The organism is uncultured Microbacterium sp., assembly GCF_963521695.1.
Classification (GTDB): Bacteria; Actinomycetota; Actinomycetes; order Actinomycetales; family Microbacteriaceae; genus Microbacterium.
In genome coordinates this window covers 1-8264 of record NZ_CAUQWC010000161.1, presented here as the reverse complement: position 1 = coordinate 8264, position 8264 = coordinate 1, and the positions used below count along the sequence as shown (strand labels likewise).

Annotated in this window: 7 protein-coding genes and 1 pseudogene; 5 read left to right on the top strand and 3 right to left on the bottom strand. The window is 71.6% G+C overall.

Annotated features, from left to right (window positions below):
• Positions 1-17: 17 nt before the first annotated feature.
• The gene (locus RWP81_RS11865) at positions 18-326 is read right to left on the bottom strand and encodes a DUF2470 domain-containing protein (RefSeq protein ID WP_314456346.1); all 309 of its coding nucleotides are present in this window, start codon (positions 324-326) and stop codon (positions 18-20) included.
• 50 nt (positions 327-376) lie between these two features.
• Between RWP81_RS11865 and RWP81_RS11860 the strand changes: the two genes are divergently transcribed.
• Positions 377-1030: a biliverdin-producing heme oxygenase gene (locus RWP81_RS11860; protein ID WP_314456345.1), complete on the top strand. Its 654-nt coding sequence runs from the start codon at positions 377-379 to the stop codon at positions 1028-1030.
• Between the two features lie 72 nt (positions 1031-1102).
• Here RWP81_RS11860 and RWP81_RS11855 read toward each other — a convergent pair whose 3' ends face one another.
• Positions 1103-2080, bottom strand: coding sequence for a DUF916 domain-containing protein (locus RWP81_RS11855; protein ID WP_314456344.1), 978 nt, complete (start codon positions 2078-2080; stop codon positions 1103-1105).
• A 66-nt stretch (positions 2081-2146) separates the two neighbouring features.
• A complete protein-coding gene (locus RWP81_RS11850) occupies positions 2147-3928 on the bottom strand; it encodes a hypothetical protein (RefSeq protein WP_314456342.1) in 1782 nt (593 codons plus the stop codon).
• Positions 3929-4115: 187 nt separating this feature from the next.
• Here RWP81_RS11850 and RWP81_RS11845 point away from each other — a divergent pair, with 187 nt between their 5' ends.
• The 4 genes and pseudogenes from RWP81_RS11845 to RWP81_RS11830 form a co-directional block, all read left to right on the top strand.
• On the top strand, positions 4116-5213 hold the full coding sequence (locus tag RWP81_RS11845; RefSeq protein ID WP_314456340.1) for an ABC transporter substrate-binding protein: 1098 nt from the start codon (positions 4116-4118) through the stop codon (positions 5211-5213).
• Positions 5210-6331 (top strand): iron ABC transporter permease, encoded by a 1122-nt coding sequence (locus tag RWP81_RS11840; protein ID WP_314456338.1) that lies wholly within the window; start codon positions 5210-5212, stop codon positions 6329-6331. The genes RWP81_RS11845 and RWP81_RS11840 overlap by 4 nt, the downstream gene beginning before the upstream one ends.
• Positions 6328-7131 (top strand): heme ABC transporter ATP-binding protein, encoded by an 804-nt coding sequence (locus RWP81_RS11835; protein ID WP_314456336.1) that lies wholly within the window; start codon positions 6328-6330, stop codon positions 7129-7131. The genes RWP81_RS11840 and RWP81_RS11835 overlap by 4 nt, the downstream gene beginning before the upstream one ends.
• Positions 7128-8264: pseudogene (locus tag RWP81_RS11830) on the top strand (hypothetical protein); the annotation flags it as partial. The gene RWP81_RS11835 and the pseudogene RWP81_RS11830, both read left to right, overlap by 4 nt.

Genomic DNA, 8264 nt, shown 5'->3' with positions numbered 1-8264 from the left:
GCCCGGGCGAACGCGACTCAGTGCGGGCGCGGTGTCACGCCGAGGCGCGCGCACGCGGCGTCGTAGAGGGCGACGACCTCACGGCGCACCTCCCGGCGCTCGGCGATGCCGCCTCCGGGCCACGCGATGCGCACCGGAGTGGCGACCCCCTGCGCCGACGCGGTCGACCAGTCGCCCCCGTCGCCATCGAATCCCGTCATGACCGCCGACGCGGCATCCGGGTCGGGACCGAACGCCCGAACGATGAGCAGATTGTCGTCCAGGTGGTCGGCGTTCATGTGGGCCAGCACGGCCCGCTGGATCTCGGGGTCGAACACATGCGTCATGAAGACAGCTTAGGTTAGGGTCACCTAACTCGATGCGTATGATGGGCTTCATGAGCGACGTGATCTCCTTCTCCGAAGCCCTGCGCGAACGGTCTCGCACGGCGCACGCGACCAGCGAGCACTCGGGGTTCATGACCGACCTCATGAACGGCACCGGCACGCGCGACGACTACATCGCCCTCGTTGTGCAGCACTGGTTCATCTACGTCGCCCTCGAAGAGGCCACCGAGCGCATGCGCGCCGACCCGGTGGCATCCGTGTTCCTCAGCGACAAGCTCACACGGATGCCCGCCCTCGAAGCCGATCTCGACTTCCTGCTCGGGGAGGGCTGGCGCGACACCGTCACGCCGCTGCCGACCACCGAGCGATACGTCGCGCGGATCCGCCGCGTCGCCGCCACGTGGCCGGGCGGGTTCGTCGCCCACCACTACACGCGCTACCTCGGCGACCTCTCGGGCGGGCAGTTCATCGGCCGGCTCATGCAGCGGCGGTTCGGGTTCGACACCAACGGCATCGGTTTCTACCTGTTCGGCGACATCGCCGACCCCGAAGCCTTCAAGAACGTCTACCGCGAACAACTGGATGCCACCCCGTGGAGCGATGACGAGAAGGAGCGGGTGATCGCCGAGGTTCTCGTCGCGTACCGCTTCAACACCGAGCTCTTCCACGACCTGGCCCGGGCCAAGGCGGCGCAGACCGCCTGAGCCGCCTTCGCGGGCGACCGTTGGATGCCGCGACCGTCGACCGCCGGTGCGGCGAGGGCGTCGGCCGCGAGCTCAGGCGCCCGGGACCTCGGCGCGACGACGGCGCAGGCGCCGCGCGATCAGCATGGCGGTGAGCGCGACACCCAGGACCACGATCAGGAGCACGTAGAGGCTCCACGGAACGGCCGCGGTCGAGAACTCCGTGGCGACCGGTTCGAGGAGCGCTGCGCCCAGGCCCACGCTCTCGGGAGTGACGGACACCGCGCCCGTGACCCAGCCCAGCGAGAACACGGGCATCTCGCGCTCGACCTCGACGATCGACCCGGGCAGGATCTCGCTCATCTGCTCCGGCGGGGTGCGCGCTGCGAGGAGGCCCGTCGTCGCGATCGTCTCGGTGCCGGACAGGCGAGTGTTGCCGGTGTTCTCCAGCGAGTAGTGCACGACGAGGCGACCCGAGTCGAACGGGTTCCACGAGGGGACGTACCGTGTCGACACGTCCGCGACGGAGGCGGCCGGGGTCAGCTCTCCCGCGACCCGGAGGTTGATGCGGGTGCCGAGGCGCCGATCGACCGACAGCGTCGCTGCGGCATCCTGACTCGTGAGCGAGGTCACGATTCCCGCGGCGTGGTCGCCCGGACGCGCGTCGGCGGGAACGGCGATGGTGAAGGGCACCTCCGCGGAGTCGCCCGGGTCGAGGGTGAGCGGTGTCGGAGTCACCGAGACCCACGTGCCCGCCCCCTGCGAGGGCTGGCCGCCGACGAGGACGTCGATCTCGCCGGTGGAGGCCGTGAACGCATCGGCGGCGTACACGGAGAGCGGCAGGGGCTCGGTGCCGGTGTTCACCACGATCATCGCGTCGGAGATCACGGCCCCGGGCGCCACGTCGTACGTGAAGTTCGCGCGCCCGGTGCCCTGGGGGTTGTCGGCGGTCTGTACGGTCCAGGCGACGCCCCCGTCGGCGGTGGCGGCGGAGGCGGCGGTCGGTGCGGCGAGGGCGGCGAGGACGGCGCCGACGAGGACGAGGGCGCCGAGGCGGAGTCGTGGGAACACGGGAGTGCTTTCCTGAGGGGTGGGGAAGGGGGCCCCGACGGATCGCCGGGGCCCCCTTCGCGGTGCTTACTGCAGTGCGGTGATCGTGAGCTTCGCGGTGTAGTCGCCCGCCGGCGTCGTGCCGGGGATCACCAGCGACAGGTCGGCGCCGACGGTGGCGCTGGCCGCCGCGGTCGATGACGCGAGCACCCGCGAGGATCCGAGCCCGACGCCGCCCAGGCGCGTGGACACGACCTCGGCGCCGGCGGTCACCGTCTGCCCGGCGGTGACGACCTTGGGCTTCCACCCCAGCAGGCCGCTCGAGAACGAGCCGCCGCCCGTCGAGGCGAAGTCGCCGACCTGACCCGAGATGCTCCACGTGTACGGCGTGGTTCCGCCGGCGCGGGTGTCGGTCACGACGATGTTGGTGAGCGAACCGGATGCCGTGAAGTTGGCGCCATCCTGCACCGCGGTGCCGAGGCTCGCGGGAGAGGTGCCCTCGAACGCCCAGCCGAACGAGCCGGTGGGGTTGTCGACCCACTCCGGCACCTCGACGACCACGTCGGACGACGACGCGAAGGCGATCGGGGTGAAGGTCTCGAAGGGGGCGTAGACGGTGCCGCTGCCGGCGTAGGTGTAGATGCCGAAGCGACCCGCGGCGAGGTTCTGCGCCTCGGTCGTGCTGAGGACGAGGTCGGCCGAGAACGTCCCATCGGCCTTCAGCTCGATCGCACCGTTGCCGGCGCCGCCGATGGCGGCCACGCTGGCGGTGGGCACGGCCCACTTCTGTGCGATCACCGAACGCGACGACGACGGGGCTCCCGCCGAGGGCTTCCAGGTGTCGGCGAACTTGCCGAACACGACGTAGGTTCCGCTGAACTGGCCTGCCAGTGGCGGACGGACCCCGTTCGTGGCGCTGCCCGACGGCAGGAACCCGCTGCCGGTCACGGTGACGGTCTCGCCCTGGGCGATCCCGCTGGTCTTCGACACCGTGACGGTGGGGGTCGCCGCGACGGGGGCGGCGGTGTACGCGACCGAGAGGGGGCTGGCGGGCTTGCGCGCGTCGGCCGACCCGCCCGAGGAGTACCAGTACGAGCCCTGGCCCGTCTTGACCTGGAAATCGACGAACGACTGCGGGAAGGCCCCGGAGGTGGCGCCGGTGGTGACCTGCGCGACCGATCCTTCGGGGACGGTCACTGTGCGGCCGAGGTAGTCGGGGGTGACGGTGAAGCCCGTGGGCGTCACGTCGACGCCGGTGAGTGTGGCGATGACCACGTTCGTCGCGGGCGTGAGGGTCTCGAACTTGTCGGGGTCGTCCATCGACGTGCCGTAGCCGCCGAGGGTCGCGGTGACGGTGCCGGTGCCGTCGGAGGCGACGGTGAGCTTCGGGTCGGTGATCCAGGAGCGGGTCATACCCGAGTAGTACGCCGAGGTGAAGGTCCCGGTCCACTGGATGCTGGCCGTGTTGGCATCCACGTCGACCGTTCCGGTCCCGCCGGCGATCTCGGCGATGTGTCCCGAGTTCAGTCCATTGCCCGTCGTGAGGGTGGTGCCGTTCGCGTCGGTGCGCAGCCCCGCGAAGGTCGCGGTGGCGTAGCTGCCGTCGGCCTGGCGCTTCAGGATCTGCGTGTTGCCGTCGCTCTGCTTCCAGTTCGATGCGGTGACGCGGTCAGCCGACGAGGTGGCCGTGACGACGCCCGCCGAGAGCAGATTGACCGTTCCGGGGGCGAAAGCGGCCGCGTTCGATTCGGCGTTGACGCCCCAGCGGAACACGGCACCGTCGATGCTCGTCCCGGCGGCGTGGGCGGGGGCGGCGACGAGAGCCCCGCCGAGGGCGAGCGCCGCGGCGGTCAGGCTCGCGATGGTCACGCGGGCGAACCGATGTCTGTGCGCGGAGGATTCCACGTTCGTTCCCTTCTCAGCCTTTCGCGGGTCTCACGGCGTGCGCGAGTGCGCCCCGGATAGGGCACTGAAAGGCAGGTTAGCCTTACCTAACCACGAGGGCGGGTCAGTGAGCAATGTTGAGGGTAGGCTCACCTTACTTGGAGGTGCGTTCATGACCCGTCGAACCACTCGCGGCTTCGCCGCGCTCGCGCTCGCCCTGACCGTCGCCGTGGGGATCACCGCCTGCAGCGGCGCCGATCCGATGCACGGTGGCGGGGCCGCTGCGACGCCGCCGCTGGCGGAGGTGACGCCCCTCGCCGATCCACTCGCGTGGGAAGGTCCCTCGACCGCCGTCGCCGCGTCCTCGGCCATCGTTCCCGTCGCCGAGGGGGCGCAGTCGCTCCCCGTGACGATCACCGATTCCCAGGGCACCGCCGTGACGGTGACCGACACCTCTCGCATCCTCACGCTCGACATCTACGGCTCGCTCTCGCGCATCGTCTTCGAGCTGGGGCTCGGCGATCAGGTCGTCGCCCGCGACATCTCCACCGGTTTCCCCGAGGCGGCGCACCTGCCCGTGGTCACCGAGAACGGACACGACCTCAACGCCGAGGCGATCCTCGACGCCGCCCCCAGCGTCATCCTCACCGACACGAGTCTCGGTCCCTGGGACACCATCCTGCAGATGCGGGATGCCGGTATCCCGGTCGTCGTGGTCGACTCGCACCGTTCTCTCGAAACGGTCGGATCGCTCATCGATCAGGTGGGCTCGGCGCTGGGCGTGCCCGAGCGTGCGGCCGCGCTCGCCGCGCGCAGCACCGCGGCCATCGACGCGAAGATCGCGCAGATCGCCGCCATCGCACCGGCCGACCCCGCGCAGAAGCTGCGCATGATGTTCCTCTACGTGCGCGGTCAGTCGGGGGTCTACTACCTCTTCGGCGACGAATCGGGGGCGGACAGCCTGATCGATGCACTGGGGGGAATCGACGTCGCGGGCGAGATCGGATGGAAGGGCATGCGCCCGATCACCGACGAGGCCCTCGTCGACGCCGATCCCGACCTGCTCATCATGATGACGAAGGGCCTCGAGTCGGTCGACGGTGTCGACGGACTCGTCGAGCACCTCCCCGCGGTCGCCCAGACCGAGGCCGGTCGCCACCGCCGCGTCGTCGACATGTCCGACACCACCGTGCTGAGCTTCGGCCCCGCCTCCGCCGACGTGCTCGATGCGCTGGCCGTTGCGGTGTACGCGCCCGAGGCGGCGGGATGACGACGGTCGCGGCGGCGCCCGTGGCGGTCTCGGCTGCCGGCGCCCGCGCAGGTCTTCGCGTACCGGCGGTGTTCGTCTCCCTCACCCTCGCGTTGATCGCCCTGGCCATCGTGTCGGCGGGCAGTGGGCAGCTCTCGATCCCGCCCGACCAGGTGGTCGGCGCCTTCTCCCGCGCCTGGAACGACGGGGTGCGCTCGGTCGGGCTCGGCTTCCTGTCGGTCTCGCCGGGGGCGGCGATGCAGCACGTCAACGGCGAGGCCACGCTCTGGCTCATCCGCGTGCCCCGGCTGCTGATGGCCGCTCTCGTGGGTGCGACGCTCGCTACCGCCGGCGTCGTCATGCAGGGCGTCTTCCGCAACCCGTTGGCCGAGCCCGGGGTCATCGGCATCTCCTCGGGAGCCGCGGTGGGCGCCTCGGCATCCATCGTCTTCGGGCTCACCTTCTTGGGGCCCCTCACCCTTCCCGCGCTGGCCTTCGCCGGCGGGCTGGCCGCGACCGTCGTCGTCTACGTCTCGGCACGCGCCGACGGCCGCACCGAGGTCGTCACCCTGGTGCTGACCGGCATCGCGGTGAACGCCGTCGGGGGCGCCGCCATCGCGCTGTTCACCTACCTGGGTTCGACCCAGCAGCGCGAACAGATCGTCTTCTGGCAGCTCGGGTCGCTCAACGGGACCCGCTGGGACGACCTCGCCGTCGTCGCCCCGCTCGCGGTCGTGGGAATCGTGGCGTGCCTGTTCTTCTCGGGCAGCCTCGACCTGCTCGCTCTCGGTGAGCGGCAGGCCGAGCACCTCGGCGTCCGGGTGGAGCGGCTGCGCGTGATCGCGATCGTCGTGATCGCCCTGCTGACCTGCGCGGCCGTGGCGTTCTGCGGGATCATCGGCTTCGTGGGGCTCGTGGTGCCGCACCTCATGCGGATGGTCCTCGGGCCCGGTCATCGTCTGCTGGTGCCCGCGAGCGCGCTCGGCGGTGCGGTGCTGCTGCTGGCCGCCGACCTCGTCGCGCGCACGGCCGTGCCCGGCTCGGAGCTGCCCATCGGCATGCTCACCGCCCTCATCGGCGGGCCGTTCTTCTTCTGGCTCCTGCGCCGCACGCGCCGTCGGTCGGGGGGATGGGGATGAGCCCGGTGCTGCGGGCCCGCGGGATCTCGGTCGACGTGGGGGGTCGACGCGTGCTCGACGCGGTCGATCTCGACCTCGCGGCGGGCGAGATGGTCGTGCTGGTCGGCCCGAACGGCGCGGGCAAGTCGACCCTGCTGTCGGTGCTCGCGGGCGACCGGGTTCCCGCGGCGGGATCCGTCGAGCTCGAGGGTGCGGCCCTGGCATCCTGGCCCGTCGCCGAGCGCGCGCGCCGTCGGTCGGTGCTGACGCAGAACAACGAGGTGTCGTTCCCGTTCATCGTGCGCGACGTCGTGCGCATGGGCCGCGCCCCGTGGCGCCGTCATGCCGCCGCCTCCCGAGACGACGCAGCGGTGGCTGAGGCGCTCGTCGCCGGTGAGGTGCAGGCGTTCGCCGACCGGCCGGTCACGGGGTTGTCGGGCGGGGAACGCGCGCGGGCCGCCTTCGCTCGGTCGTACGCGCAGGAGTGCGGGATCGCCCTGCTGGACGAGCCCACCGCGAGTCTCGACATCCGCCACCAGCACCGGGTGCTCGCCCGCACCCGCGATCGCGTGGATGCCGGCGGGTCAGCCGTCGTCGTGCTGCACGACCTGGGGCTCGCCGCCGCTTACGCCGACCGGATCGCGCTCCTGGAGCACGGTCGGCTGGTGGCCGACGGGCCCCCGCGCGACGTGCTCGATCCCGATCTGCTCACGCGGGTGTACCGGCATCCGATCGATGTCGTCGCCGGGCCCCGCGGGGCGCTCCTGGTCGTCGCCGACTCCGCGCCCCTGCCCTCCCCCCTCCCCGGAGAACCCTCATGAACCATCTGTCTCGTCGTCTCATCGCGATCGCCGCCGCGCTGACCCTCACCGCTACCGCTACCGCTACCGTCGTCGCCGGCGCCCCGGCGTGGGCTGCCGGATCGGTGACGGTCTCAGGCCCCGGGGGGACGGCATCCGCGGATGCCGACTACGCCACCGACGTGACCGTGTCGGGGTCGGGTTTCCAGTCGATCCCCAACGGCTTCGGCGGGATCTACGTGCTGTTCGGCTGGGTCGACGACGCCGCGGGCGGCTCGTGGCGGCCCAGCGCCGGGGGTGTCGTGGGGATGGACTACCGATACGTGCCCGACGCGGAGTCGGTCGACAACAACGGCTTCCAGCGCTTCCTCGCCTTCCCGGGGAGTCAGACCGAGAGCTCAGCGAACGGCATCCTGGGCGCCGATGGATCGTGGTCGGTGTCGATGGTGATCCCCGGCGCGGTCTTCGAGAGCCAGGACCGTGACGGACGCGTCTCCGAGGTCGATTGCAGGCGGGTCACCTGCGGCATCATCACCATCGGCGCGCACGGGGTGAAGAACGCCAACAACGAGACGTTCACGCCGGTGTCGTTCACGTCCGCGGCAGCTCCTGCGGCCCCCGCGGCTCCCGGGGCTCCCGGGGGAGAGGGCACGGCCGGGGCGGCGGGCACCGTGCGGGTGGGCGTCGAGTCGGCGTCGGTCACGGCCGGCACGTCGATCGTCTTCACGGGCCAGGGCTTCACCCCCGGCGAGCAGATCGTCGCGTCGCTCGACGGGGGGCTCACGGCCGTCGGTCCCCTGACCGCCGGGTCGCAGGGCGAGGTGGCGGCGGCGCTGCCGGTGCCGCGCGAAGTCCGTGACGGCACGCACCTGCTGACCCTGCGCGGGGCGGGATCGGACGCCGTTGCCGAGGCCGAGGTCACGGTCAGCGGGGGTACGGTCGCGGCATCCGTCGCCGCGACCCCGACCGCACCCACCTGGGTGCTCGTGCTGCTGCTCGCCTGCATCGCGCTGTCGGTGACGCTGATCCTGGCGAGCATCGTCACGGCCGTCGTCCGGGCTCGCTCGCGGCGCCGGGTGAAGCGGGAGCATGCGGGCGTGACGGGTGCGCGTGCGGCGGGCGTGACGGGTGCGGCTGTGGCGGCGGGCGTGACG